This is a genomic window from Stenotrophomonas sp. LMG 10879 (genome assembly GCF_002750935.1).
Taxonomy (GTDB): domain Bacteria; phylum Pseudomonadota; class Gammaproteobacteria; order Xanthomonadales; family Xanthomonadaceae; genus Stenotrophomonas; species Stenotrophomonas lactitubi_B.
Map to the genome: position 1 here is coordinate 136,871 of NZ_PEJT01000010.1, position 26,447 is coordinate 163,317.

A 26,447-nucleotide genomic window follows, 5' to 3' on the forward strand; every position below is an offset into this window, starting at 1 on the left:
CAGCGTCAGCGTGTACGTGGGGTCGAGGTCAGGCTACGGCTGTGGGTCGTGCCGGCTGTGCGGACCAACGGTCCGCACCCTCCCGCAGCGATCAATGGCGTCCCGGTGGGTGCCGACCGTTGGTCGGCATGCTGTGCGGACCAACGGTCCGCACCCACCCAAGGCAATCACACCCAGAGCAATCAGAACGTGTAACGCACGCGCCCGTAGTAGTACGCACCGTTGCTGCCGATCGGCGACAGCACGTCGTAGGGCAGGTTGCCGAAGTAGTGGATGTCCTCGTTGGAACGATCCGGGTAGTTGTCGGTCAGGTTCTGCCCACCGATGGCTACGCTCCACTGCGGCGTGATGCGGTATTCCACTTCCGCATCCAGCTGCCACTCGGCCTGGTAGGTCTGGCGCGGAATGTAGCCATCGCCGAAGTTGAATACGCGGGTGGCGCTGCCGTAGCGGTTCACCCGGCTGCTCAGCGACCAGCGGTCGTTGCTCCAGCTGGCCGCGAAACTGCCACGGGCACGCGGTGTGGCATCGGTCAGTGTATTGGTCTCTTCGATGCCGAACAGTACGTAGTCCGGGTCAAGCGCCTGCAATTGCGCGGGCGTGGCCAGTACGTTCTTCAACGTGGTCTTGGTGTAGGCGTAGGTGCCGGTCAGCAGCAGCTGGCCATCGCCCAGCGACTGCCGCCAGTTGCTCACCAGCTCGGCACCGCGGGTGCGCGTGTCGGCGGCGTTGACGAAGAAGCTGGCGCTCTGCAGGCCGCTTACGCCGTAGTTGGCGGCCACGTAGTCGGTCAGCGCATCGCCGGTGATGCTCTCCGACAGCGCGATGCGGTCGTCGATGTCGATCTGGAAGAAGTCCAGTGACAGGTCGAAGTGCTCGCCGATGCGGCTGGTGAAGCCGAGCGAAGTGTTCAGCGACTTCTCCGGCTTCAGGTCCTGCGCGCCGAGGCCACGGGCGATCGGATTGTTGACCGACAGCAGGCGGCCCTGCACCAGCTGGCCACCGGCGTTGTAACCGGTGGAGGTGGATTCGTAGCCGATCTGCGCCAGCGACGGCGCGCGGAAATTGTTGGAGATCGCGCCGCGCAGGGCGAATGCGGGGGTGAATTCGTAGCGCAGGCCGAGCTTGCCGGTCAGCTCGCCGCCGAAGTCATCGCTGTGCTCGTAGCGCGCCGCCAGGTCGGTGGAGAATTTTTCGCCGAACTGGCTGGACAGGCTGGCGTAGGCGCTGGCCACATCACGCGACAGGGTAGCCGCGTCCTGCGGGGTCAGGCCGCCACCCGCCTGCGAGCCGGTCGGACGATCGGTGTACGGGCCGGCGGCGTAGCTGGCCGGGTCGCCTGGACGCGTCTGGTAGCGCTCGTGGCGGGCTTCGGCGCCCAGGCCCAGGGTGTGGCTGATGCTGTCGGACTGCGAGAACACGCGGCTCAGATCGAAGTTGCCCACGGTCTGCGCGTACTCGTAGTCGGCGGTCTTGAATCGGGTCGGGCTGGTCGGGCCCAGCGAGGCGTTCAGCGAATCACGCAGGCGGTAGGTGAAGTCATTCTGGCCGTAATCCAGGCTGCCGTCGTAAGCCCACTCGCCCCACTGCCCGCGCACACCGGCCACCGCCTGCACGTCGCGGTTCTCACCTTCGGAGATCGGCCGGTAGCCGTTGGGGTAGACCTGCTTCCAGTTGGCATCGCCGTCGGGGTAGCGGAAGTAGTTCGCGCCTTCGGTGTCACGCTGGTTGAACGTGCCGAACGCATAGAACGTCGCGGTCTTTCCGACCGGGATCTCGGTGTTCAGCCACAGGTTGATGTCCTTGCTGGCGCCATCACCGAGCACGTAGTTGCGCTTGCCCTGCAGGGCAAGATTGGCCTCGGTCTGGTCCCACGGCGGAATCTGGTCGAAACCGGCGCGGTTGGTGCCGTTGCGCTTTTTGTATTCCAGGCCCACGCGCAGGAAGCCGCCGTCCTCGCCCAGCGAAGTGCCGACCTTGGCGCTGAGGTTGCCGGTCTGGCCATCGGTGAGGGTGCGGCCGATCGGCTTGAGATCGGTGTGGTTGGCGCCGTAGCTGGCTTCGATCTCGCCGCCGTCGCCGCCGTTGTCGAGAATCACGTTGATCACGCCGGCCACCGCATCGGAGCCGTACAGCGCACCTGCGCCATCGCGCAGCACTTCGATGCGCTTGATGGCGCTGACCGGGATCGAATTGAAATCGACCGGGGTGGTGCCCTTGCCGATCTTGCTGTCGGTGTTGACCAGCGCGGTGTGGTGGCGGCGCTTGCCGTTGATCAGTACCAGCACCTGGTCCGGTGACAGCCCGCGCAGCTGCGCGGCGCGCACGTGGTCGGCGCCGCCGGAGTTGGACTGGCGCGGGAAGTTGAACGAGGGCAGCAGGGCCTGCAGGGCGCTGCCGAGCTCGCCATTGACCACGCCGGCCTTGCGGATGTCCTCGGCGGTCAGCACGTCCACCGGCGAAGTGGACTCAAGCACAGTGCGGTCGGCAGCGCGGGTGCCGGTGACGATCACCGTGTCCAGGTTGGTGGCGGCGTCCTGGGCCGAAGCCAGGGCGGGGGACAGGGCGAGCGCGATGGCGAGGCCGAGCGGCGACGCGGACAGGCGGGGGGACATGCGGACTCCAGCAGCAACGACGTGGGGAAGGGGCGGGGGAGATAGTTTCACTTACATCCATCCGGATGAAGCGATATATTATCTTGGCGTGAGGAGGTGGTGCGATGCAAGCCCCTTCTTCCATCGCATCACTTCATGCCCTGCCGGCATGAGGGCATTGGTTGCAGCCGCAACCGAGGCGCAGGTGTACCCTCCGTGCCCCTTCGTCGTGCTTTTTCCCCTTCCCGGAGTGCTGTTCCCGATGAAACACCTTGGCCTTGTCTTCGCCGTGCTGCTGGCCACCAGTGGCTGCGCCAGCCTGTCCTCCAACGCGCCCAGCGCCTATGCCACCACCGCCGAGCTGCAGGGCGACGCCGCGCGGCCGTCCAGCGGCCATGGTTGGGTGCGCAGCGAGCTGTACTTCGGCGTGGGCGAAGAGCAGGGCGCCGGTGACCGCCCGCAGGCCGACACCATCAGCGATGCGCAGTGGCGCGCGTTCCTGGACAAGGAGGTGACCCCGCGCTTCCCGGATGGGCTGACCGTGTTCGATGCCTACGGCCAGTGGCTGTTCCGTGGCGATGCCTCCCCGAACCGCCTGCGCACCAAGGTGCTGGTGGTGCTGCACGAGGACAGCCCGCAGCGCCGCGCCGACATCGAAGCGATCCGGCTGGCGTGGAAGCAGCAGACCAAGCACCAGTCGGTGTTGTGGTCGCGGCAGGCGGTTGACGTATCGTTCTGACCCAGGTGCGCCACGGTGGCGCTGCAGGGAATGACGATGAAATCCAGGGATCTGCTGTTGGGCGTGATGCTGGCCGGCGTGTTGGTGCCCGTAGCGCAGGCGCAGGATGAGGACCGGGGCCCGCTGCGTTTTTCACCGGCAGCGGGCGTGCAGGTGACGGCAGAGGTGCAGGAGGACGGCATGCTTGCCGTGCTGCTGCAGCCTGCCGGGAAGCGCCAGCACCTGCCCGGCGCGCCCGATGCCGATGGCAACGCCCGCCTGAGCGCAGAGGATCTCGATTTCGATGGACACCCTGAACTCGTCGCGCGCGCGGCGGTGGGCATGGTCAATGAGGCTGTTGCGGTCTATCGCTTCGACGTGGGCAGCGGTGAATTCCGCGCGCTGAAGGCGGTGACCCATGGACACGATCAGTGCGGTGACCTGATGGGCCTCACCGCCGATGCAGCCGCGCGCACGCTGACTGCCAGCTGCCGTAGTGGGCCGATGTGGTACACCGACGTGTATCGCTTCAGCGGCCCGCAGCTCTATCTGTATCGCGGTGAGAATGTGCTGTTGTTGGGCGATACGCTCAACCAGGCGCTGCACTGGGAAGAGACCGAAAGCCAAGGCCCGCTGGCGGTGTGGCGCACCTATGATCCCGCCGGCAAGGTGCTGGAAAGCGCCATTGGTGACGGATTGGGTGCACCCGCCAGCGGCGCACCGCTGCGGGGCCTGGACGCCACCGTGCTGCCTGCGCGCCTGTTCCTGTTCGACCGGCCCGGCGCATCAAGCACCAAGCGCTACCTGGTACAGGGCGATCAGGTGGAGATGCTGGATGAGCAGGACGGCTGGGTGAAGCTGCGTTACCGCACTCCGAAACAGGGCGCGATCGAGGGCTGGATCAACGTCAACGATTGACGGCAGCGCTGCCCGGAGTTTGCACATCAAGGCGATCGGCCTCTTGCCCACGGGAGCATCACTTCACCGGGTCTAGCCTCTGGTTTCCCCCGAACCAGGCTGCAGCACCATGAGCAAGCGCGTTGCCGAGATCGTCGTCGATACATTGCAGCAGGCGGGCGTCCGCCGTTGTTATGGCATCGTCGGCGACACCCTGAACCATGTCACCGACGCACTGCATCGCAGTGAAATCGAGTGGGTGCATGTGCGCCATGAAGAGGTCGCTGCGTTCGCGGCCGGTGCCGATTCATTGATCAGCGGCCAGCTGACCGCCTGCGCAGGCTCGTGCGGGCCCGGTGGCCTGCATTTCATCAACGGCATCTTCGAGAGCAACCGCAACCGCGCACCGATGGTGCTGATCGCCAGCCAGGTGGTCACCAGCGAACTCGGCATGGAGTTCCCGCAGGAAGTGGATTTCAAGGCGGTGTATGGCAGCTGCACGGTGTTCTGCGAGCAGGTGCACAGCCCGGCGCAGGCACGCCGCGTGGTGGCGCTGGCCTGTCAGGCGGCGATCAGCCGTCGCGGCGTGGCGGTGGTGATCCTGCCGGCCGACATCAGCGAAGCGGACGTGAAGCACGATGTGCCGTTCTCGGTGCATTACACCCAGCCGGTGCTGCGCCCCTCCGATAGCGAGCTGCAGCAGGTCGCTGAACTGCTGGGGCAGGGCAAGCGCATCGGCATCTATGCCGGCGCCGGTTGCCAGGGGGCGCATGCGCAGCTGCTGGAGCTGGCGCGGCGCCTGCAGGCACCGGTGGCGCACACGTCGCGTGCCAAGGACTTCGTCGAACCGGACAACCCGTACAACATGGGCATGACCGGCGTCTTCGGCATCGAATCCGGATTCCATACGCTGATGGAGTGCGACACGCTGCTGCTGCTCGGCGCGGATTTCGCCTGGGGCCAGTTCTATCCGGACAAGGCCACGATCATCCAGGTCGACCGCGACGGCAGCCACCTCGGTCGTCGCCATCCGGTGAACCTGGGGTTGGTCGGTGATATCGCGCCGACGCTGGATGCGCTGCTGCCGATGCTGCCTCCTCGCGAAGACAGCAGCTTCCTGGACGAATGCATCGAGCATCGCGACAAGGCGCTGAAGAAGCGCGAGCAGGAGGAGCAGCCGGGTGAAGGTGAACTGATCCATCCGCAGCACCTGACCGCGCTGCTGTCGAAATACGCTACCGACGATGCACTGTTCACCGCGGACGGTGGCTCGCCGATGGTGTGGGTGCTGCGGCACATCCGGGTGAACGGCAGGCGCCGTACGTTGACCAGCCTGCTGCACGGCACGATGGCCAACGCGATGCCACAGGCGCTGGGTCTGCAGAAGGCGTTTCCTGGCCGCCAGGTGATCTCGTTGTCCGGCGACGGTGGGCTGGCGATGCTGCTGGGCGATCTGCTGACCGCGGTACAGGAGAACCTGCCGATCAAGGTGGTGGTGTTCAACAACGGCTCGCTGAACTTCGTCGAGCTGGAGCAGAAGGTGGAGGGCCTGCTGGACAACTACACCGACCTGAAGAATCCGGACTTCGGCCGGTTGGCCGAGGTGATCGGCTTCCACGGCCGCACCGTGACCCGCAGCGAGGATCTGGAAGAAGCAGTGCAGGATTTCCTGGCCCAGCGTGGGCCGGCGCTGCTGGACGTGCACACCAGTCGCGCGGAGCTGGTGATGCCGCCGCAGATCGAGGCCAAGCAGGTGGCGGGCACGGCGCTGTATGCGGCCAAGGCGGTGCTGAGCGGTCGCATCGACGACGTCAAGCATCTGCTGGTGGACAACTTCCTGAAGAAGTAAGAGGTTGGGTTTGATGCAGGGCTGCGCCCTGCACCCGCAGAGGCCGGAGCAACAGCCGAAGCCAAAGCAACAGCGGGGTATCCGTGGGAGGGCGGGGTGGGTCCGGTTGCGGGGGACGCTGCAAGTACGTCCCTGTAAGCTCGGTCGCGCCATCCATGGCGCTCACGCCCTCGCAACCGGACCCACCCCGCCTTCGACAGATCTCCGCAATCTGTCTGGATGGCATGGCCTGCTCTTGGTGGGTGTCGACTGCTCTTGGTGGGTGTCGACCTTGGTCGACACGTCGATCCACGCGATGCGTGGATGGATTTCTGGGCATATCGACGGATGTGATCTCTGTAGAGCCGGGCCATGCCCGGCTCGCGAGCGAAGCGACCGGCTTCTGCCTTTGCTCTTTTGATTCTCTTCCGTGGCTGGCGCCCGCAGGAAACTGTCAGGGGCCGGGCGGGCAGGCTGCGCAGGGGCGTGAGCCGCATGGATGCGGCGACCGAGCTTACATGGGTGAGGGCGCTTTGCTTGCGAAGCACTGCTTCGCAAGCGCCCGAACGCACAGCCGCCAGCGGCTGGGCCGGGCCCCGGAGGGGGACTTGCAGCGACCCCTGCGCAGCCTGCCCGCCCGGCCCAGCCCCAGAACCCGCTTTCGGCGACCAACCACGAGGGGCGCCGCCGTTGGCTGGAACCCATCATTTCACGCGGGAATTGGCGCGCCGGCCCCGCTGGGCCTACCATCGGCGGTCCCCACCCCCACCGCCCCTTCCATGTCCGCTCCCGCTTCCACCGCGCCGCGCCGCTGGTTCGTCGCTGGCGACTTCAACGGCTTCTTCGGCCTGGTCGTCGACAATCTCTCCATCCTCGGCTTCATCGCCATGGCCCTGGTCGGGATGTTCCAGTTCCCCGCCGACGTGGTCTTCGGCCGCATGTTCCCCGGCACCGCCCTGGGCGTGCTGGTCGGCAACCTGCTGTACACCCTGATGGCACGGCGTCTGGCCGCGCGTACCGGGCGCGACGACGTCACCGCCATGCCGCTGGGCCTGGATGCGCCGACCAGCATCGGCATGGCCCTGCTGGTGCTGGGCCCGGCCTTCCTGGCCTTCAAGCAGCAGGGCATGGACCCGCATGCCGCCGCCATCGCCACCTGGCAGCTGGGCATGGCCTCGCTGGTCATCATGGGCGTGCTCAAGCTGATCCTGTCCTTCTTCGGCGAAGCGGTGACCCGCGCGCTGCCGCGTGCCGCACTGCTGGGCTCCATCGCGGGAATCGCGCTGGTGCTGATGGGCCTGCTGCCGTTGCTGGAAACCCTGCGCTCACCGCTGGTCGGCTTCACCACGCTGGGCCTGCTGCTGTACGTGCTGATCGCCAAGGGCAAGCTGCCGCTGCGCGGCCCGGGCGTGCTGCTGGCCTTCGTGTTCGGCACCGTCCTGTATTACGGGCTTGGCCTGGCCGGCCTGGGTGTACCCGGCTTCCAGATTCCGGCCTGGGTGCCGCCGCAGGTGGTGCTGCCGCTGCCGACGCTGGGCTTCATCGAGGGCCTGCCGACCGCGATGACCTACCTGCCGCTGCTGCTGCCGTTCGGCCTGCTGATGGTGGTCGGTGGCATCAACGTATCCGAGAGCGCGCGCGCGGCCGGCGATGACTACCGCACCCGCGACATCCTGCTGGTGGAAGCGGTGGCCACGCTGGTGGCTGGCGTCTGCGGCGGCGTTGCGCAGACCACGCCGTACATCGGCCAGCCGGCCTACAAGCACATGGGCGCGCGCAGCGGTTACACGCTGCTGACCGGCCTGTTCGTCGGCATCGGCGGCATGCTCGGCATCATCTCCGGGCTGGTGCAGTGGCTGCCGCTGGCGGTGCTGGCGCCAATCATCGTGTACGTGTCGATCGACATCACCACCCAGGCGTTCCAGGCCACGCCGCGCCAGCATGCTGGTGCAATGGTGCTGGGCTTCCTGCCGTCGGCGGCCTACCTGCTGGCGATCAAGGCGCCGGGCTGGATTCCGGCCGAGCAGATGGGGGCATTGCTCACCCACGTCGATGGCCACGGCCTGCCGGAGCTGGCGGTGATCTTCGCGCTGGGCAATGGCTTCATCATCACCTCGATGCTGTGGATTGCCACCGTCGCGGCGATGGTCGATGGCCGCCTGCGCCGCGCCTGCGGCTTCCTGCTGGTGGCGGCGGGGCTCACCCTGTTCGGCCTGATCCATTCGGTGGATCCGCGCGGCGGCATCTACCTGCCGTGGGATCTGGAAGGCCTGGCGCGCATCATCAGCTGGCAGTTCGCGGGCGCCTATGTGGCACTGGCGGTGCTGCTGGGGCTGCTGTCGTTGCAGAAGCAGCCGGTGAAGCCGCTGGGTGATCGCACCGGTCATTGACCGGGGACGCCGGGCATGGCCCGGCGCTACCGCTCCTTCCGCTTCGGGCGTGTTGTAGAGCCGAGCCTGCGCTCGGCTGCTCTGAGCCGAGCGCAGGCTCGGCTCTACAACGGGAGCTGCAGGCGGCGGTATCACCGTGCTCCATCCAGCTCCGGGTAATGGCGGAAAATGCCATTCGTGTTGAACGCCAGCCGCCGTTCCGAGCCCAGGTAGGCGGCGATGTTCGGCCGTTTCGCCACCCGTTCCTGCAGTGCACGCAGCAAGGGCAGGGTGGGGCCGAGGGCCTGCATGCGACGCGGAAACATGTAGTCCAGCCCGCTCAGCAGCTGGAACAGTGACAAATCCACGTAGGAGTGTTCGCGCAGCGGGTGGCGACCGCCATTGGCTTTCAGCACCTGCTCGAAGTAGCCGAGGAACTTCGGCAGGCGCTCCCCGCGCATCGCTGCTGCGCGCGCCTTCGCTTCGGTCTTCTGGTCTTCGTAGTACTTCGACGCAGCGATCGGATGATGGGTGTCGTGCACCTCGGCCACCAGATCGGCGATGGTCAGCTGCCACTGCAGTGCCTGCATGCGCCGTGAGGCGGCCTGCGGAACCAGGTCCAGTGTCGGGCCGAGGAAATCGAGAATGGCCGCGACCTGTGCGATGACCTGTCGCCCGGCCTTCAGGAACGGTGGCGCGAAAGGTTGCGCACCTTCGCTGTGGCCGTCGAGGAACGGCTGCATCACCACGTCGCCGTGCACCCGCCCCATGTCGACATAGTCGGCGCCGGCATCTTCCAGCGCCAGCCGCACGAATTCGCCACGGCCCTGGATGCCGGTCCAGTAGTACAGCGCGTACTGCATGAGGCTTCTCCGCAAGACAAGAACAGCAGGGTCGCGCGTACCGCGCAAAGCAGGCGTGAACCACAACGCCAGCGGAACGGGGAGGGAACCCAGCGGAACGAGGGGAGTCACACCTTGTCCATGCAGGTGAAAAGCGAGGTACTGCATCATGCAGAGTGGAAAAGCGGTCTGGCCCTGGGTTCTGGGCGTGGTGGTGGTGGGTGGCGCGGGCACATGGTTGTTCCGCGACCAGTTGCAGGGCCTGGCAGATGGCGTATCGGTGCCGGTGCAATCCACGCCGACCACGGCAGGCGCCGCACCGAAGCCCGCTGCTACCCAGGACCCCGCACCGCCGCCGATCAGGCATCCGCTGGATGCCGAGGCTGCCGCCGACCCGGCGCTGCCGAAGCTTGCTGACAGCGATGCCGCTGCCTGGAGCGCATTGAACCAGCTGTTCAAGGGCGAGGGCGCGTTGACCGTGCTGCTGCGCGATCACCTGATCCAGCGACTGGTTACCCAGGTCGACAACCTGGACAAGGCCAGTGTGCCGCCCACCGCGCTGGCCGCACGGCCACTGCCGGGCAGCCTGCAGGTGGAGCAGGGCGAGGGCGGCGAACGCATCGCTGCGGCCAATGCGGCGCGCTATGCGCCCTATGTGCAGGCCTTCACTGCGATTGATCCAGCGGCCGCGGCCGTTGCCTACAAGCGCTTCTATCCGCTGATCCAGCAGGCCTACGTCGATCTTGGCCGGCCCGACGGCTACTTCAATGACCGCCTGGTGTCAGTCATCGATCATCTGCTGGACACCCCTGAGCTGGCTCAAGCGCCATTGGTTGAGCGCGATGAGCGCGGACGTTACCGCTTCGTCGATGCCACCCTGCAATCGCGCTCGATCGGCCAGAAGGCCTTGCTGCGCATGGACGCGGCGCAGGCGCGGGCGGTCAAGCAGCAGCTGCGGGCGATCCGGGCCGCGATCACCCGTTGAGAGCCCCCGTGGTGCGGATGTGATCCGGATCAACGCGCCGACAACACCCCGTCCGGCATGCTGGCCGCAGGCTGACTGGCCTTCGAATGCAGTCGCAGCCACCCTTGAAACCGGGTGGGGCAACCGCATCTTTCCAGCATCGCCGGCGCGGCCGGCCAAGATGACCGATGAGGTTTCACAATGCGCATGGACAAGCTCACCTCGCGTTTCCAGCAGGCGCTGGCAGACGCGCAGTCGCTGGCGGTAGGCCGCGACAACAGCATCATTGAACCGGTACATGTCTTCAGCGCCCTGCTGGACCAGCAGGGCGGCAGCACGCGGCCATTGCTGGCGCAGGCCGGCGTCAACGTGCCGGTGCTGCGCGAGCGCCTGGACGAGGCGCTTGAAGCGCTGCCGAAGGTGTCCGGCCAGGCCGGCAACCTGTCGATCGGCAACGATCTCAACCGCCTGCTCAACCACACCGACAAGCTGGCACAGCAGCAGGGCGATGCCTTCATCGCCAGCGAGTGGTTCGTGCTGGCCGCGCTGGAAGACGGCGGCACGCTGGGCATGGCGCTGCGCGCTGCCGGTGCCGACAAGGCGCGCCTGCAGACCGCCATCGACAAGCTGCGTGGCGGCGAGAACGTGCAGTCGGAGAACGCCGAAGAACAGCGGCAGGCGCTGGAGAAGTACACCATCGACCTGACCGCGCGTGCCGAGAGCGGCAAGCTCGATCCGGTGATCGGCCGTGACGAGGAGATCCGCCGCACCATCCAGGTGCTGCAGCGCCGTACCAAGAACAACCCGGTGCTGATCGGCGAACCCGGCGTGGGCAAGACCGCGATCGTCGAAGGCCTGGCCCAGCGCATCATCAACGACGAAGTGCCCGAGGGCCTGCGTGGCAAGCGCGTGCTGTCGCTGGACATGGGCGCGCTGATCGCCGGTGCGAAGTTCCGCGGCGAATTCGAGGAGCGCCTGAAGGGCGTGCTCAACGACCTGGCCAAGAGCGAAGGGCAGATCATCCTGTTCATCGATGAGCTGCACACCATGGTTGGTGCGGGCAAGGCCGATGGCGCGATGGATGCCGGCAACATGCTCAAGCCGGCACTCGCACGCGGTGAACTGCACTGCGTCGGTGCGACCACGCTGGACGAATACCGCAAGTACATCGAGAAGGATGCCGCGCTGGAGCGCCGCTTCCAGAAGGTATTCGTGGGCGAGCCGACGGTGGAGGACACCATCGCGATCCTGCGTGGCCTGAAGGAAAAGTACGCGGTGCACCACGGGGTGGAGATCACCGACCCGGCCATCGTCGCCGCGGCCACCCTGTCCAACCGCTACATCACCGACCGCCAGCTGCCGGACAAGGCCATCGACCTGATGGACGAAGCCGCTTCGCGCCTGCGCATGGAGATCGACTCCAAGCCGGAGGAACTGGATCGGCTGGAGCGTCGCCTGATCCAGCTGAAGATCCAGCGCGAGATGCTGAAGAAGGAAAAGGACGACGCTTCGCGGCAGCGCCTGGCCGACCTGGAAAACGATATCGATGCGCTGGAGCGCGAGTTCTCCGATCTCAACGAGGTCTGGAAATCGGAGAAGGCCGCGCTGCAGGGCACGACCAAGATCAAGGAACAGATCGAGCAGGCCAAGGTCGAACTGGAGTCTGCGCAGCGCCGGCAGGATTTCGCGCGCATGAGCGAGATCCAGTATGGCGTGCTGCCGCAGCTGGAAAAGCAGTTGGCGGCCGCCCAGGAAGTGGAGAACCACGACTTCAAGCTGGTGCAGGACCGCGTGACCGACGAGGAGATCGCCGAGGTCGTCTCGCGTTGGACCGGCATTCCGGTCAACAAGATGCTCGAAGGCGAGCGTGACAAGCTGCTGCGCATGGAAGAGGTGCTGCACAACCGCGTGGTCGGCCAGGAAGAGGCGATCAAGGTGGTGTCCGACGCGGTGCGTCGTTCGCGCGCTGGCTTGTCCGATCCGAATCGACCCGGGGGCTCGTTCCTGTTCCTGGGCCCGACCGGCGTGGGCAAGACCGAACTGTGCAAGTCGCTGGCCGAGTTCCTGTTCGACAGCGCCGACGCGATGATTCGCATCGACATGAGCGAGTTCATGGAGAAGCACAGCGTTGCCCGACTGATCGGTGCGCCCCCGGGCTACGTGGGCTACGAGGAAGGTGGTTACCTTACCGAGGCCGTGCGCCGTCGCCCGTATTCGCTGATCCTGCTGGATGAGGTGGAGAAGGCGCATCCGGATGTGTTCAACATCCTGCTGCAGGTGCTGGACGACGGTCGCCTTACCGACGGCCAGGGTCGCACGGTGGACTTCCGCAACACCGTCATCGTGATGACTTCGAACCTGGGCTCGCACCAGATCCAGGACATGAGTGGCGATGACACGCCGGAGGCCTACACGCAGATGAAGGCGGCGGTGATGGGCGTGGTGCAGGCGCACTTCCGTCCGGAGTTCATCAACCGCCTGGATGACATCGTGGTGTTCCATCCGCTGGACAAGCAGCAGATCAAGCAGATCGCACGTATCCAGATGCGTGGCCTGGAAAAGCGCTTGGCCGAGCGTGGCCTGAAGCTGGTGGTGTCCGATGCAGCGTTCGATCTGCTCGGCAACGTCGGCTTCGATCCGGTGTACGGTGCGCGTCCGTTGAAGCGTGCGATCCAGGCACAGCTGGAAAACCCGCTGGCGCAGAAGATCCTGTCCGGTGCGTTCGTCAACGGCGATACCATCGAAGTGGGCAACGACGGCGGCCATCTGGTGTTCGCCAAGGCCTGAGCCTGAGCCGAACGGGGCGCTGCATGAGTGCAGCGCCCCGTTTCGGTTGTAGCGACCGGCCGCATCCGGCGCTTGCCGGCAAGTCTCAGAACCGGTGCGTATACCCGGTCATCAAGCCGAACTGGTTGGCCTTCTGCACGATCGGGCTGTCTGCCGCATCGCCCAGCAGGCGGGTGCCTTCCACGGCGATGTACCAGTTGCCGTTGCGACCGGCGCGATGGCTCCATTTCATGCCCAGGCCGGCGCTGACCAGACCAGCCTTGGGCTTGTGCTGGGCGAAACCGGTGCGAGCGGCCTGGTCAGGGCTGACGCCGTACCAGGTCTGCATGTAGCCGCGGTTGCCGTAGTCGGTGGACACGCTGCCGCTGACCACGCCACCGGCCAGATCGAACAACGGCATCTCCAGGTTCAGGTGGATCTGCTGGGTGGCAAGGCCGTTGTCGCCCTTGTCGTCGTCTTTCAGCGTGTACTGCCAGGAACCGCTCAGCACCGCCTCACCCAGCGTATAACCAGCCGCCAGGCCGACCAGCGGCCGGGTATCGATATCGCCCATGCCACGCAGGAAGTCCGAGCCGCCGAGGATCGAGTTCTTCTCGCGGCGGCTGCCGCTGCCACCGACGTAGGCACGCACGCGGGTGTGTTCGCCGATCGCCGTACCCCAACCCGCACCGCTGGTACCCAGAAACCAGCCGCCCGGCGAGGTCACGTCGAAGGACAGTGTGGGGGCTGCCTGGAATTCCTCGCTGCCGCTGTAACGCGGGGCGACACCGCCACCGGCAGCAAGCTCGAAGGTCCACTGGTCATCCTTGGCATGCGCTGCGGAAGCTGCGAACAACGGCAGCACGGCCAGGCCGAGCAGGGTGGGGAAACGGCGAAGGTGGGACATGGCAACTCTCTGCATTGGGAGGAAGTGCAGCGCGCGCATCCGGCGCGTGCTGCAGGGTCGCCAGCGTGGCGGGACGCCAGCGACCAATCCGTCCGCAGTTGTGCGGGAGTTGTAAGCAACTGTAAGCGCGGCCTGCGCCGTTCAGCTGGCAGCCATTGGCCAGTGCATTTCCAGGCGCGCGCCACCGAGGGTCGCGCGTCCCACGCGGAGCTCTCCGTGGTGACGAACCGCGATGCGCCCGGCGATGGCCAGGCCCAGGCCGAAGCCACCCGTGTCGCGGCTGCGGCTGTCATCCAGACGAGTGAACGGGCGCAGCACCTTCTCGCGATCAGCTTCGGCGATGCCGGGGCCATCGTCGTCCACGCGCAGGCAGGCCTTGCCGGCCACGCTGACCAGTGACACCTCCACACGGGTGCGTGCATAACGCATCGCGTTGCCGACCAGGTTGCTCAGGGCCAGCTGCAGCAGCCGTGGCTCGGCATCGACGCGTGGCAGCGCACTGGGCCACACCTGCAGCACCAGGCCTGCGCGCTCGGCATCGCGCCGCGCGTCTTCCATGCAGGCCTGCAGCCAGTCGTTCGCTTCGATCCGCTGCATGGGCTCGGCATCGTTGGGATGCTCCAGCCGCTCGTACGCCAGCAGCTCGCTGACCAACCGGTTGAGCTCGGCCAGATCGCCATGCAGGCCGGCAGCGAGGTGGGCCCGCCGCGCCGGATCGTTGCTGTCCTGCATCAGGTCGAGGCCGAAGGCCAGGCGTGCGATCGGCGTGCGCAGCTCGTGGGAAATGGCATGGGTCAGATCGCGCTGCCGTTGCACCAGTTCGGCCACGCGCGCCGCCATGCGGTTGGAATGCTCGACGATGACGCGGATCTGCGAGCGCGGCGATACCTGCGCACGCGCCTGCAGGTCGCCGGCACCGATGCGGTCTGCATGACCCCGCAGCGCCTCCAGGTCGCGCCACAACAGGCGTACCCAGGCATAGAGGCAGGCGCCGACCAGCAGCAGGATGCACAGGTACGCGGCGATGGTCATGTACAGGGTCATCTGCACTTCGCCGGGAAATCGCAGTTGCAGCCAGCGTCCGTCAGCACCCTCGATGGGCAGCAGCACCTGCTGGTAGCGGTCGCGGACGATGAAGCCGTCCCCGCGCAGGGCACTGCGCTCTTCGTCATCCAGTAGCGGCGGTGCATCCAGCAGCGACAGGGCAATGCCGTAGTGTGGCTGCCACTGCGCCAGGCGCTGTTGTTGCTGCGGGTGGTCCAGGCCGGCCAGCCCACTGCGCAGCGCGTACACCTGGCCGCGGACCTGCTCGACGAAAACGCGTTCCTGCAGGGGCGTGTAGATGCGGTCCAGCAGATGGTTGAGGCTGAACACCGACACCAGCAGGCAGGCACCGGTAACGAACCACAACCACAGGAACAGCCGCTTCACGCCGACCAGGCCGATGGGTTGAACTGGTAGCCACGGCCCCAGACGGTCTTGATCCGGCGCGGTTCGCGCGCATCGTCGCCCAGCTTGCGGCGCAGCTTGCCGATGCAGACATCCACGCTGCGGTCCAGGCCATCGAAACCGATGCCGCGCGCCGCCTGCAGGATCTGGTCGCGCGAGAGGATCTGCCCGGGTTGGCTGGCCAGCAGCCAGAGGATCTCGAACTCGGTGGTGCCCAGTTCCACCGGTTGCCCATGCAGGTGAACCTCGCGCTGCACGCGATCGATCAGCAGTTCGCCATGCATCAGCCGGCACGGCACGCCGGCAGGGCCGCTGCCATGGCGACGGCGCAGCAGTGCGCGCAGGCGCGCCAGCAGCAGGCGCGGCTCGATCGGCTTGTGCACGTAGTCATCGGCGCCGGACTCCAGGCCCAGCACCTGTTCGATATCGTCCTCGCACGCGGTCAGCATCAGGATCGGCACGTCGGAAAAACTGCGGATCTGCCGGCACACATCGATGCCACCGAGGCCAGGCAGCATCAGGTCCAGCACCACCAGTTCCGGCGCGTGCTGGCGGCAGGCCGCGCTGGCCAGGTCGCCACGCGGCACGTGCTGCACGGCAAATCCATGTTCGCGCAGGTAGTCGCTGACCAGCTCGGCCAGGCGGCGATCGTCCTCGACCAGCAGCACCTGGGTCGGGTTGCCAGCGGCGGGAGTCCACGGGGAGGGCTGCATCGGTAGGGCGTCCTTGTCCGGGTCGAAGGGCCCGGCGGCGAAGCCTAGCAACGGCCCATGACGACTGCCTGAATCCTGGGCAACCTGATAACCGCAGGTACTGGCGTCATCGCCAGGGGCTCTCAGTGGCGTGTGAAGGGTGGCCTATGGTGGACGTTTCCCCGGATGGAGCCTGGTGCAATGAGCGATCCGCAGTGGCAACTGGAAACCCTGGCCGTGCACGGCGGTTATCGCCCCGACCCGACCACGCGCGCGGTGGCGGTGCCGATCTACCAGACCGTGGCCTACGCATTCGATGACACCCAGCACGGGGCAGACCTGTTCGACCTGAAGGTGCCGGGCAACATCTATACGCGCATCATGAACCCCACCACTGACGTGCTGGAGCAGCGCGTGGCGGCACTGGAAGGGGGCATCGGCGCGTTGGCACTGGCCTCCGGGCAGGCGGCGATCACCTATGCAATCCAGACCATTGCCGAGGCTGGCGACAACATCGTCGCCGCCAGCGCGCTGTATGGCGGCAGCCTCAACCTGCTGGCGCACACGCTGCCGCAGTACGGCATCCAGACGCGTTTTGCCGATCCGGCCGACCCTTCCGCGTTCGCCGCGTTGATCGACGAGCGCACCAAGGCGGTGTTCGTTGAATCGATCGGCAACCCGCGCGGCAACGTCACCGACATCGCCGCGATCGCCGAGGTCGCGCATGCGGCGGGCGTGCCGCTGATCGTCGACAACACCGTGGCCACGCCGTTCCTGCTGCGCCCGTTCGAACATGGCGCCGACATCGTCGTGCATTCGCTGACCAAATATCTCGGCGGCCACGGCACCAGCCTGGGCGGGGCGATCGTCGATTCCGGCCGCTTCGACTGGACGGCACAGCCGCAACGCTTCGCCCGCTTGAACCAGCCCGATCCGAGCTATCACGGCGTGGTCTATACCGAGGCGCTCGGCGCGGCGGCGTACATCGGTCGTGCGCGGGTGGTGCCATTGCGCAACACCGGTGCCGCGTTGTCACCGTTCAACGCCTTCCTGATCCTGCAGGGCATCGAGACCCTGGCCCTGCGCATGGAGCGGATCAACGCCAATGCGCTGGCCGTGGCGCAGTACCTGCGCGCGCATCCGAAGGTGGCCTGGGTGCGCTATGCCGGGTTGCCCGAAGACCCCGAGCACGCGGCGGCACAGCGCTATCTGGGCGGCCACGGCTCCGGCGTGCTGACCTTCGGCCTGCCCGGCGGGCGCGTTGCCGGCGCGCGTTTCCTTGATGCACTGAAGCTGTTCACCCGGCTGGTGAACCTGGGGGATGCGAAGTCGCTGGCCACCCATCCGGCGTCGACCACCCATCGCCAGCTGGATGCCGCCGAGCTCGCCAGGGCCGGGGTCAGCGAGGACACCGTACGCCTGTCGATCGGCATCGAGCACATCGGTGACCTGCGCGCTGACCTGGAACAGGCCCTGGCCGGCACCTGAGGGCAGGCAATCGCGCAGGATCGGTTACGCGCGCGGTCGGCGGATCAGGCACGATCGCAGCCATGTCCTCGATGGGAGATGGTCATGAAACGGCTTGCAGGCCTGCGCCAGGCGCAGGGAATCGAACGGGTCATCGACCATCTGCAGGCCTGCCTGCGTGAGCAGCAGGCGCTGCCGGATGTAACCGCGCTGGCGACAGTGGCGCATCAGTCGCCCTATCACTTCCAGCGCCTGTACCGGGCGCTGACCGGTGAAAGCCCGGGGCAGACGCTGGATCGCCTGCGTCTGCTCAACGCCCTGCAGGCGCTGCAGCAGCCTGATGCAAGCGTCACCGACGCCGCGTTGGCCGCAGGCTACGAGAGCGCTCAGGCCCTGGCGCGGCGCTGCCGGCAGCGCCTGGATACCACCCCGCGCGCGCTGCGTGCCGATGCAGCGCTGCGGCAGCAATGGCAGCACGTTCTGGCCCAGCCACCGGCCGACGTGGACGCAGAGACCGTCGCCCCGTTGAAGGTGGAAGTGCGCGCGCTGCAGCCATTCGAGGTCGTGCTGTTGCGCGCACAGGGTGCCTTCGGTGATCTCGACGCCAGCTTCGGTCGCCTGTTCGACTGGGCGCAGACGCAGGGCCTGGCTGACGATCTGCTGCATCTGGTGGGCATCGCCATCGATGACCACCGTGACGTACCGGCACGGGCGCATCGCTTCGACTGCGGCATGGGATTTGCCACGGGGTTGCCGCCACTGTCATCGCCGCTGCGGCGGCAGGCCCTCGGGGTCGGACCGCATGCGGTTGTCCACCACGTCGGCCCCTATGAGCAGCTGCAGGCGGTGGGTGACGCACTACTGCGCGACTGGTGGCCGGACAGTGGGCACGCGCTTGCCGACGCGCCCCTGTATTTCCACTTCCTCGATGATCCCGAACAGGTGCCTGCGCACCAGCTGCGCGCCGACGTCTGCCTGCCGCTGGCCGGCTGATAGCCACCGGCTTGGTTGTCATCGCCACAGGCGATCACCACCGCTGCAGGAACGCGCTACGGTAGAGACGCTCTCCAAGGGCGTGGCGATATCATCCCCGGCCGATGCGGGTCGGCCGGGGATTCTTTTGGGCGCAACCAACCCCGGTAGATCCACGCCATGCGTGGATGAATCTCAATCGAAATCGATTTTTCAACGATTGAACGAAGAACATCCACGCATGACGTGGATCGACGTGTCGACCAAGGTCGACACCCACCAAGAGCATTTACCAACAGCAGTGGGAACCTGTCGAAGGCGGGGTGGGTCCGGTTGCGGGGGCGTGGGCCGCATGGATGCGGCGACCGAGCTTACAGGGACGTACTTGCAGCGCCCCCCGCAACCGGACCCACCCCGCCATCCCGCAGGAAGCCAGCTCTGGCTGTTGCTTCGGCAGTTGCAGTTGCCACCGCAGGTGCAGGGCGCAGCCCTGCCGCACACCCCTCACACCACCGGAATGCTGTGCTGCCCAAGACTGCGATACGGCGGAGTCGCCATCACCATTTCAGCCAGCGAGTAGGCCAGTTCGCGCTCGGCCATCACCGTGCCGTCGGCACCATGTTCAAGCAGATGCTTCACTTCGGCATCGCTGTGCGCGCGCGCCAGCAGGGTCAGGTTGGGGTTGATCGCACGCAGCTTGGCCAGGGTCTCACCGGCTTCCAGTGGCTGCGGGATCGCCAGCACCGCGATCTTGGCGCGCTCGGGATGGGCCTCGGCCAGCACCTTGTCCGACGCGGCGCTGCCGCGGATGCCGGGCAGGCCCGCCGCATGTGCTTCGGCCACGTGTTCCTTGTTGTCGTCGATGATCATCACCGGCACGCCACGGTCGCGCAGCACCTGTGCCAGCGCGCTGCCGACGCGGCCGTAGCCGATGACGATGGCATGGTCGTGCAGGTCCAGCGACGGTCCTGGCGGCAGCTCGGTCTCCACCGCCGTAGGCGTGGTTTCCTGGTGCTTCAGCAGCCAGCGGTCGAGCAGACCGAACACCAGCGGATTGAGCATGATCGAGATCAGCGCGCCGGCCAGCACCAGCGCCTGGCCGGTGGGCGGCAGGATCTTCAGGGTTACGCCGAGGCCGGCGATGATGAAGGCGAACTCGCCGATCTGCGCCAGGCTGGCCGAGATCGTCAACGCGGTGCCGGTGGGATGGCCGAACGCGCGCACGATGAAGAACGCCGCCGCCGATTTGCCGAACATGATGATGCCGGCGGTGGCCAGCACCTGCCACGGGTGCTCGATCAGGATGCCGGGATTGAACAGCATGCCCACCGAAACGAAGAACAGCACCGCGAATGCATCACGCAGCGGCAGTGAATCGCTGGCCGCCTTGTGGCTGAGTTCGGATTCATTGAGCAGCATGCCGGCGAAGAACGCGCCCAGCGCGAACGACACACCGAACAGCATCGCCGAACCGAACGCCACGCCCAGCGCGATCGCCAGCACCGACAGGGTGAACAGTTCGCGCGAGCCGGTACCGGCGATGCGCTCCAGGATCCACGGAATGACCCGGCGCCCGACCACCAGCATCACCGCCACGAACAGGCCCAGCTGCACGAACGTCCAGCCGATGCTGGCCAGCACGCTGCCGATGGTGTGGTGTTCGTTGGCCGCGTCGGGCCCGAACACCCCGGCCATCACCGGCATCATCACCAGTGCCAGCACACAGGCCAGGTCTTCGACGATCAGCCAGCCGACCGCAATCTTGCCGCGCTGGGTTTCCAGCAGGCGGCGCTCTTCCATCGCGCGCAGCAGCACCACGGTACTGGCCGTGGCCAGCGCGAAACCGAACACCACGCCGTGGATGACCGGCCAACCCATCAATGCCGCCAGGCCCCAGCCGAGCAGGGTGGCGACCAGGATCTGGCCGATGGCACCGGGAATGGCGATGGCCTTGACCGCCATCAGGTCCTTCAGCGAGAAGTGCAGGCCGACGCCGAACATCAGCAGCATCACGCCCAGTTCGGCCAGCTGGTTGGCCAACGCCTGGTCGGCGACGAAGCCCGGGGTGAACGGACCGACGCAGATGCCAGCAACCAGGTAACCGACCAGAGGAGACAAGCGGAGCTTGTTGGCCAGCGCGCCGAAGATGAAGGCGAGCCCGAGACCAACGGCAACGATGTTGATCAGGTCGGTGTCATGGTGCATCGGCTCTCGCAGGAAACAGGGGGGTAACCCGATTTTCACCGATACGGCCAGATACGGCAAACCCGGATATGAGAAAGGGTCAAAGTCCTCTTCTAGCGTGGGATGGGCTCTGACCCATCAGGACCCCATCAAGCGCCCCCTTACCGGCCGGCGCGAAGCTCAGGGTTCCGCGACAAAGAACGCGTGTGCGTGGTGGGTGAGGTGCCTTCCATTCTCCCCGTTGAACCGTTTGGCCGCATCTGTCAAAGCGATGAGGCCTGCTTCTGGCCGTTGCGAGATTTTTCCTGTCGCGCGATCGACCAGGTAGACCTTCTTTGCGCCTTTCTTTAGCACCCGGAACGCGGTTTTCACAAACTGGTCCGTGCGCGGATCGGCCTTCGGATCATATGAGGCTGAGAGCCGCCCGTGGCGAAGACATGAAGGGTCGTAGTCTGCCATCCGTGATGGAAGGTACTGGATGAGGCCGGGGCCGACCGTCGCACCAAAATAGGCATTCGAGTCCAATACTCGAAAAACGTAGCTTTTCCGGTACTCAGACTCGTCCAGGATCGATCGATTCCAAATGGCGTGCTGTGGACTGGAGCTTCCGCACTCTGAAAGCGAATTTTTCAGTTGTGGGACCGGCTCCTGCCAGTCGCAGCTGTCAATAAACGTCACATCAGGGAGCAGCGCGGACAGTCTCTGCGAGAACTGCTCCTCGTCTGACTTGGTCATGAAGGCAAGCAACGTAGGCGTTCTGTTGGGCATGTAATCGGGATAGCCCCTGATCTGCGGAGATGGGGGCAAGGCCGGTATGAAAGTCAGCTTCCAAATATACAAGGGTAGGGAGCCGTGAGAATTCCGAGAGCTCTCAACCTGAACGAAGAACGCCCGCCGGCGTGGAATCCGGCGGGCGCGGACGCAGCCCGGATGACCGCCGGGCAGGGCCCGGCACTCCCGCTACTGCTTACCAGTTGTACTTGATCCGCCCGTACACATACGCGCCATTGAAGCCGAACGGCGAGTAGTTGCTGTACGGCAGCATGCCGAAGGTCGAGTTCTGCAGATCTTCGGTGCGGTCCGGGTACTCGTTCAGCAGGTTGTCGGCACCCACCGTCAGCGTCCAGTTCGCGCTCGGCTTGTAGCTGGCCGAAGCATCCAGCACCCACTTGTCGCCGTAGGTCTGGTCACGCGCGGCCGTGGCCGAGTTGCGCACGGTGAACTTGCCGTAGCGGGTCGCCGCCAGGCCCAGCTCCCAGTGGTCCGAGCGCCAGGTGCCGCTGAGGATGGTCTTGTCGTGCGGGTAGCTGTCTTCGATGCGGCCGATCTCATCGCGGCCGATCAGCGACTGGGTCAGGCCCAACGTGCCGAACACCGCCGGCGTGCCACCCACGCGCTGCACTTCGGTGTCGTTGTAGCTGTACGCCGCGGTCAGTTCCAGGCTGCTGGCGCTGAACGGCACGGTGTAGCTGGACACGAAGTCGACGCCACGGGTGCGCGTATCCAGGCCGTTGGTGAAGTACGAGAAGGCAGTCACCTGCGGCAGGCCCAGCCCGGCCAGCAGCGCACTGGAGGCGGCGTTGGTGGTGATGCTGGACGACAACGCGATGCGGTTGTCGATGTCGATCTGGTACGCATCGACGGTGACGTAAAGGCGGTCGATCGGCTGCAGCACCAGGCCCAGGCTGTAGGAGGTGGACGTCTCGGCCTTCAGCGGCGAAGCGCCCAGCGCCTGTGCGGCCTGGCTGGTGGTCGGGAAGGTGCCGCGTTCGACGAACACGCCGTTGGTGAACTGGCTGGTCACCGCCTGGTAGCCCTGCTGCGGCAGCGACGGCGCGCGGAAACCGCTGGAGGCGGTGGCCCGCAGCGCGACCTTGTCGGTGAACGCGTAGCGTGCCGACAGCTTGCCGGAGAAACGGTCGCCGAAGTCCGAGTAATCCTCGTAGCGGCCGGTGATGCCGGCGGAGAACTTGTCGGTCAGGTCCGCTTCCAGGCCCGCATAGACCGCGTAGTTGTGGCGGTCGGTGTGCACTTCGTTGGTCGGGGTGAAGCCGGCGAAGCCCTGCGCGCCGGTGCCGGTGTAGGAGTTCAGTTCACCCGGGTTCTGGTCCCACTTCTCGCGGCGGTACTCACCGCCGAAGGACAGCGTGACCGGATAGGCCAGCCCCCAGTCCAGCGACTTGGTCAGGTCGGCGTTGAAGATGTCCTGCTGGTACTTCAGCGTGCCGTCGTAGAACGAACGCGGGCTGGTGGCGCCCAGGCTGTAGTTGATGCTGTTGCGGGTGTGGAAATCCAGGGTGTTCTCGCCGTGGTTCAGGCTCAGGTCCCAGGTCCAGCCGTTGTCGGTGTTGCCTTTGACGCCGGCCACCAGCGAACGGTCCTTGGAATACTGGTTGATCTGCGGCACATAGCCGTCCGGGTAGGTCTGCGCCAGCAGCGCGGTCTGCCCGCTGTGGTTGCGCGAACGGTAGAACGCGAATGAGGTGATGTCGCGGTTGCTGAGCAGCGCGCTGGCATAGCCGGTCACGTGGTCGCTGAAATCAAAGCTGGCGTTGACCGACGCAGCGGTGGCGTCGACCTTCGGGTCGCCGACAATGAAGGTGGTCTGGCCAACGCTGGGGAAGTTGCCGGTGTTGGGCGTGGTGCCGCGGTAGGGGCCGGCGCGGTCGCTCTCGTCCTGCTGGCTGATCTGGCCGGCCACGTGCACGCGGCCACGGCCGTTGCCGAATTCCACGCCGGTATCGCCGGACAGCTGGTACTTGTTGCCGTCGCCGGCCGAGTATTGGCCGTAGTCGACGGCCAGGCTGCCGCCACTGCCGCTGCCCTTCAGCACGATGTTGATGACGCCGGCGATGGCATCCGAACCGTACTGTGCGGAGGCGCCGTCACGCAGCACCTCGACGCGCTCGATGGCGGCGATCGGAATCGCGTTGATGTCCACTGCCGACGAGCCACGGCCGATGCTGCCGTTGACGTTGATCATCGCCGAGGTGTGGCGGCGCTTGCCGTTGACCAGCACCAGCACCTGGTCCGGCGACAGGCCGCGCAGCTGTGCCGGGCGCACACCGCTGGTGCCGTCGGTCAGTGCCGGGCGCGGGAAATTCAGCGAGGGCAGGGCACGCGACAGCGCGGTGGCCAGCTCACCGGTGCCGGTGGACTGCAGGATTTCGGGGGTGATGATGTCGATCGGCGACTGCGATTCGGCGACCGTGCGGTCGGCCACGCGGGTGCCGGTGACGATCACCGTATCCAGGGTGTTGGCGGCGGTGCCGGCCTGCTGGGCGGCGGCAACGAACGGAGAACCACCGAGTGCGACAGCGACGGCGGCGGCGATCAGGCTGGTCTTGCGGGTCATCGGGAGGGGGCTCCGGTTGGCGGGATGGCACCGGAATCGACATCACGGGGGTGAGCGGACGACGGTTGTTGCGGTGCGCAATACAGGAATTAACGGGATATTCAGTGCCTGTCAAATGCCTGTCATCAGAAAAAACGTTGCAGCAGCAACCATTTAGCTGCGACAGGCAGTGACGGGGGAGGGGCCCGGGAGGCGCGCGGACAGGACGTGGGAGAGAGGAACGTCGCCCGCCGCGCATCCCGGGGCGCGTCAAGTATTCGTTAACGCTAGAATTGCGTCGCAGGAACAGTGCTTACCAGCACATTCCATTCGGTTATATGGACGCCTCCCCCCATGATTTCGCTTCGTAATTTCGCCTTGCGCCGCGGCGAGCGGCTGCTGTTGTCCAATGTCGACCTGACTCTGCATGCCGGTTACCGGGTAGGCGTGGTCGGCCGCAACGGTGCTGGCAAGTCCAGCCTGTTCGCGGCGGTGAAGGGCGAGCTGGAGGCCGACAAGGGTGACGTCGACCTGCCCGGCAAGATCCGCATCGCCAGCGTCGCCCAGGAAACCCCGTCGCTGCCGGACCCGGCGCTGAGCTTCGTGCTGGGCGGTGACGTCGAGGTGGCAGCGGTGCTGGCCGCCGAGGCCGAAGCCACCGCCCGCGAGGACTGGGAAGCGGTGGCCGAGGCGCATACGCGCATGGCCGAGCTGAACGCCTACGACGCCGAAGCGCGCGCCGGCAAGCTGCTGCATGGCCTCGGTTTCCCGGCCGAAACGCATCACCGCGCGGTGTCCTCGTTCTCCGGCGGCTGGCGCGTGCGCCTGAACCTGGCCCGCGCGCTGATGATGCCCAGCGACCTGCTGCTGCTCGACGAACCGACCAACCACCTGGATCTGGACGCGGTGTACTGGCTGGAACAGTGGCTGCTGAAGTACCCGGGCACCCTGCTGCTGATCTCGCATGACCGCGAGTTCCTCGACAACGTGGCCACCCACACCCTGCACCTGCACGGTGGCGGCGCCAAGCTTTACCCGGGCGGCTACACCGACTTCGAGCGCCAGCGCGCCGAACAGCTGCGCCAGCAGCAGATCGCGCACGAGAAGGAACAGGCCGAGCGTGCCCATCTGCAGAGCTTCATCGACCGCTTCAAGGCCCAGGCCAGCAAGGCCGCGCAGGCACAGAGCCGGATGAAGCGCCTGGCCAAGCTGGCCGGTACCGAAGCAGTGCGCGCCGAGCGCGAGTTCCGCATCGAGTTCGCGCCGCCGGCCAAGCTGCCGTTTTCGCTGATCCGGCTGAACCACGTCGAGGCCGGCTACGGCAGCGACTCGGTGATCCTGCACAACGTGGGCTTCGGCCTGGAAGCGGGCCAGCGCATCGGCCTGCTGGGCCCGAACGGCGCCGGCAAGACCACCCTGGTGAAGACCCTGGTGGGCGAACTGGCACCGATCGCTGGCGAACGCGCCGCGCACCCGGACCTGCGCATCGGCTACTTCGCCCAGCACACGGTCGAGTCGCTGCATGAAGGCCAGTCGCCGATGGAACACTTCCGCGATCTGGCCCCGGACGCACCGAACCAGTCGTTCCGCGATTTCCTCGGCAAGTGGAATTTCCCGGGCGACCGTGCCTTCGAACCGGTGGACGGCTTCTCCGGCGGCGAGCGCGCGCGCCTGGCGTTGGCGCTGATCGCCTGGCAGCAGCCGAACGTGCTGCTGCTGGACGAACCGACCAACCACCTTGACCTGGAAATGCGCGAAGCGCTGGCCGAAGCGCTGGCCGACTTCGACGGCGCGATCGTGATGGTCTCGCATGACCGCCATCTGATCGGCCTGGTCTGCGACACCTTCTGGCGTGTGGCCGATGGCGTGGTCGAACCGTTCGACGGCGACCTCGACGCGTACGCCGCCTGGCTGCGCACGCGTCCGCAGGCGCAGGGCACCAAGGTACGCATGGAGCAGGTGGAGGAACCGGTGGTGGTCAAGACCGCACCGGTCGCGCAGATGGTGCAGAAGAAGCCGGTCAACCCGCACAAGCTGGCCAGTGCCGAAGCCAAGGTCGCCGAGCTGGAAGGCGTGCTGGCCGAATTGGACCGGCAGCTTGCTGACTCGAGCAACTATGCCGATGCCACGCGCATGGCGGTGCTCGGCCGCGACCGCGAAGCCACCGCCGCGCAGCTGGAAAAGGCCGAAGCGGCCTGGATGGAACTGCTGGAGTCGTAACCGGCCGTGTCGGCCGCTGGCCCACAACGCGATGCGACCAATGTCCTGTGTAGAGCCGAGATCCTATGTTTGTGGTCAAGCCTGCTGGAAGCAGGCTTGACCCACTTTCAGCATGGCTGGATCAAAGTCCCGACCGCTCTTGAAGACGCCCCAGGCGATCTTGGCCAGCTTTCTGGCCAGGATGTTGAAGCTGGCGGTACTGCTGTGGCCGCGTTCGCGGATGGCCGTGTAAAGGGGTTTGCCG

At 66.3% G+C, this 26,447-nt stretch carries 17 protein-coding genes; 9 read left to right on the forward strand and 8 right to left on the reverse strand.

Annotated elements, in window-relative coordinates; all coding sequences use genetic code 11:
* Nucleotides 1-182 precede the first annotated feature (182 nt).
* A complete protein-coding gene (locus CR919_RS16255; protein ID WP_099820882.1) occupies nt 183-2,615 on the reverse strand; it encodes a TonB-dependent receptor in 2,433 nt (810 codons plus the stop codon).
* Nucleotides 2,616-2,856: 241 nt separating this feature from the next.
* Between CR919_RS16255 and CR919_RS16260 the strand changes: the two genes are divergently transcribed.
* From CR919_RS16260 to CR919_RS16275, 4 genes are all read left to right on the forward strand, one after another.
* On the forward strand, nt 2,857-3,333 hold the full coding sequence (locus tag CR919_RS16260; protein WP_165787280.1) for a DUF3574 domain-containing protein: 477 nt from the start codon (nt 2,857-2,859) through the stop codon (nt 3,331-3,333).
* A 36-nt stretch (nt 3,334-3,369) separates the two neighbouring features.
* On the forward strand, nt 3,370-4,230 hold the full coding sequence (locus tag CR919_RS16265; protein ID WP_099820883.1) for an SH3 domain-containing protein: 861 nt from the start codon (nt 3,370-3,372) through the stop codon (nt 4,228-4,230).
* Between the two features lie 109 nt (nt 4,231-4,339).
* Nucleotides 4,340-6,058, forward strand: a complete 1,719-nt coding sequence (locus tag CR919_RS16270) for a thiamine pyrophosphate-dependent enzyme (protein WP_099820884.1) — start codon at nt 4,340-4,342, stop codon at nt 6,056-6,058.
* Nucleotides 6,059-6,816: 758 nt separating this feature from the next.
* The gene (locus tag CR919_RS16275) at nt 6,817-8,427 is read left to right on the forward strand and encodes a hypothetical protein (RefSeq protein WP_099820885.1); all 1,611 of its coding nucleotides are present in this window, start codon (nt 6,817-6,819) and stop codon (nt 8,425-8,427) included.
* Between the two features lie 131 nt (nt 8,428-8,558).
* On the opposite strand, the gene CR919_RS16280 is transcribed toward CR919_RS16275, so the two are convergent.
* Entirely contained in the window at nt 8,559-9,269 is a 711-nt protein-coding gene (locus CR919_RS16280; RefSeq protein WP_099820886.1) for a glutathione S-transferase, read from the reverse strand.
* 148 nt (nt 9,270-9,417) lie between these two features.
* Here CR919_RS16280 and CR919_RS16285 point away from each other — a divergent pair, with 148 nt between their 5' ends.
* Together CR919_RS16285 and clpB are read left to right on the forward strand one after the other, a co-directional pair.
* Nucleotides 9,418-10,233 (forward strand): DUF3014 domain-containing protein, encoded by an 816-nt coding sequence (locus CR919_RS16285; RefSeq protein ID WP_099820887.1) that lies wholly within the window; start codon nt 9,418-9,420, stop codon nt 10,231-10,233.
* A gap of 180 nt (nt 10,234-10,413) precedes the next feature.
* Nucleotides 10,414-12,999, forward strand: coding sequence for an ATP-dependent chaperone ClpB (gene clpB, locus CR919_RS16290; protein ID WP_099820888.1), 2,586 nt, complete (start codon nt 10,414-10,416; stop codon nt 12,997-12,999).
* 85 nt (nt 13,000-13,084) lie between these two features.
* Here the strand turns inward: clpB and CR919_RS16295 are convergent, their stop codons facing one another.
* The 3 genes from CR919_RS16295 to CR919_RS16305 form a co-directional block, all read right to left on the reverse strand.
* Nucleotides 13,085-13,885, reverse strand: a complete 801-nt coding sequence (locus CR919_RS16295) for a MipA/OmpV family protein (protein ID WP_099820889.1) — start codon at nt 13,883-13,885, stop codon at nt 13,085-13,087.
* 141 nt (nt 13,886-14,026) lie between these two features.
* Complete coding sequence (locus CR919_RS16300; RefSeq protein WP_099820890.1) at nt 14,027-15,316, reverse strand: ATP-binding protein; 1,290 nt, start codon at nt 15,314-15,316, stop codon at nt 14,027-14,029.
* On the reverse strand, nt 15,313-16,047 hold the full coding sequence (locus CR919_RS16305; protein ID WP_099820891.1) for a response regulator transcription factor: 735 nt from the start codon (nt 16,045-16,047) through the stop codon (nt 15,313-15,315). The genes CR919_RS16300 and CR919_RS16305 overlap by 4 nt, the downstream gene beginning before the upstream one ends.
* Before the next feature lie 180 nt (nt 16,048-16,227).
* Between CR919_RS16305 and CR919_RS16310 the strand changes: the two genes are divergently transcribed.
* A complete protein-coding gene (locus CR919_RS16310; RefSeq protein WP_099820892.1) occupies nt 16,228-17,514 on the forward strand; it encodes an aminotransferase class V-fold PLP-dependent enzyme in 1,287 nt (428 codons plus the stop codon).
* Nucleotides 17,515-17,598: 84 nt separating this feature from the next.
* A complete protein-coding gene (locus CR919_RS16315) occupies nt 17,599-18,486 on the forward strand; it encodes a GyrI-like domain-containing protein (protein ID WP_099820906.1) in 888 nt (295 codons plus the stop codon).
* 483 nt (nt 18,487-18,969) lie between these two features.
* Here CR919_RS16315 and ybaL read toward each other — a convergent pair whose 3' ends face one another.
* The 3 genes from ybaL to CR919_RS16335 all read right to left on the reverse strand — a co-directional run bounded on the left by ybaL (nt 18,970) and on the right by CR919_RS16335 (nt 24,004).
* Nucleotides 18,970-20,670: a YbaL family putative K(+) efflux transporter gene (ybaL, locus tag CR919_RS16325; RefSeq protein ID WP_099820893.1), complete on the reverse strand. Its 1,701-nt coding sequence runs from the start codon at nt 20,668-20,670 to the stop codon at nt 18,970-18,972.
* Between the two features lie 159 nt (nt 20,671-20,829).
* Nucleotides 20,830-21,384, reverse strand: a complete 555-nt coding sequence (locus tag CR919_RS16330; RefSeq protein WP_133119629.1) for a hypothetical protein — start codon at nt 21,382-21,384, stop codon at nt 20,830-20,832.
* Nucleotides 21,385-21,616: 232 nt separating this feature from the next.
* Nucleotides 21,617-24,004 carry a TonB-dependent receptor gene (locus CR919_RS16335; protein ID WP_099820895.1) on the reverse strand — a complete coding sequence of 796 codons (2,388 nt, stop codon included), beginning with the start codon at nt 24,002-24,004 and terminating at the stop codon, nt 21,617-21,619.
* Nucleotides 24,005-24,337: 333 nt separating this feature from the next.
* Between CR919_RS16335 and CR919_RS16340 the strand changes: the two genes are divergently transcribed.
* On the forward strand, nt 24,338-26,203 hold the full coding sequence (locus tag CR919_RS16340; RefSeq protein ID WP_099820896.1) for an ABC-F family ATP-binding cassette domain-containing protein: 1,866 nt from the start codon (nt 24,338-24,340) through the stop codon (nt 26,201-26,203).
* Nucleotides 26,204-26,447: the final 244 nt, after the last annotated feature.

Bases quoted from the DNA above. Each gene is read 5' to 3' on its own strand.
- CR919_RS16305 (WP_099820891.1), bottom strand. From the start codon at position 16,047: ATGCAGCCCTCCCCGTGGACTCCCGCCGCTGGCAACCCGACCCAGGTG.
- CR919_RS16340 (WP_099820896.1), top strand. From the start codon at position 24,338: ATGATTTCGCTTCGTAATTTCGCCTTGCGCCGCGGCGAGCGGCTGCTG.
- clpB (WP_099820888.1), top strand. From the start codon at position 10,414: ATGCGCATGGACAAGCTCACCTCGCGTTTCCAGCAGGCGCTGGCAGAC.
- CR919_RS16310 (WP_099820892.1), top strand. From the start codon at position 16,228: ATGAGCGATCCGCAGTGGCAACTGGAAACCCTGGCCGTGCACGGCGGT.
- CR919_RS16330 (WP_133119629.1), bottom strand. From the start codon at position 21,384: ATGACCAAGTCAGACGAGGAGCAGTTCTCGCAGAGACTGTCCGCGCTG.
- CR919_RS16255 (WP_099820882.1), bottom strand. From the start codon at position 2,615: ATGTCCCCCCGCCTGTCCGCGTCGCCGCTCGGCCTCGCCATCGCGCTC.
- CR919_RS16280 (WP_099820886.1), bottom strand. From the start codon at position 9,269: ATGCAGTACGCGCTGTACTACTGGACCGGCATCCAGGGCCGTGGCGAA.
- CR919_RS16275 (WP_099820885.1), top strand. From the start codon at position 6,817: ATGTCCGCTCCCGCTTCCACCGCGCCGCGCCGCTGGTTCGTCGCTGGC.
- ybaL (WP_099820893.1), bottom strand. From the start codon at position 20,670: ATGCACCATGACACCGACCTGATCAACATCGTTGCCGTTGGTCTCGGG.
- CR919_RS16260 (WP_165787280.1), top strand. From the start codon at position 2,857: ATGAAACACCTTGGCCTTGTCTTCGCCGTGCTGCTGGCCACCAGTGGC.
- CR919_RS16265 (WP_099820883.1), top strand. From the start codon at position 3,370: ATGAAATCCAGGGATCTGCTGTTGGGCGTGATGCTGGCCGGCGTGTTG.
- CR919_RS16285 (WP_099820887.1), top strand. From the start codon at position 9,418: ATGCAGAGTGGAAAAGCGGTCTGGCCCTGGGTTCTGGGCGTGGTGGTG.
- CR919_RS16315 (WP_099820906.1), top strand. From the start codon at position 17,599: ATGAAACGGCTTGCAGGCCTGCGCCAGGCGCAGGGAATCGAACGGGTC.
- CR919_RS16335 (WP_099820895.1), bottom strand. From the start codon at position 24,004: ATGACCCGCAAGACCAGCCTGATCGCCGCCGCCGTCGCTGTCGCACTC.
- CR919_RS16295 (WP_099820889.1), bottom strand. From the start codon at position 13,885: ATGTCCCACCTTCGCCGTTTCCCCACCCTGCTCGGCCTGGCCGTGCTG.
- CR919_RS16270 (WP_099820884.1), top strand. From the start codon at position 4,340: ATGAGCAAGCGCGTTGCCGAGATCGTCGTCGATACATTGCAGCAGGCG.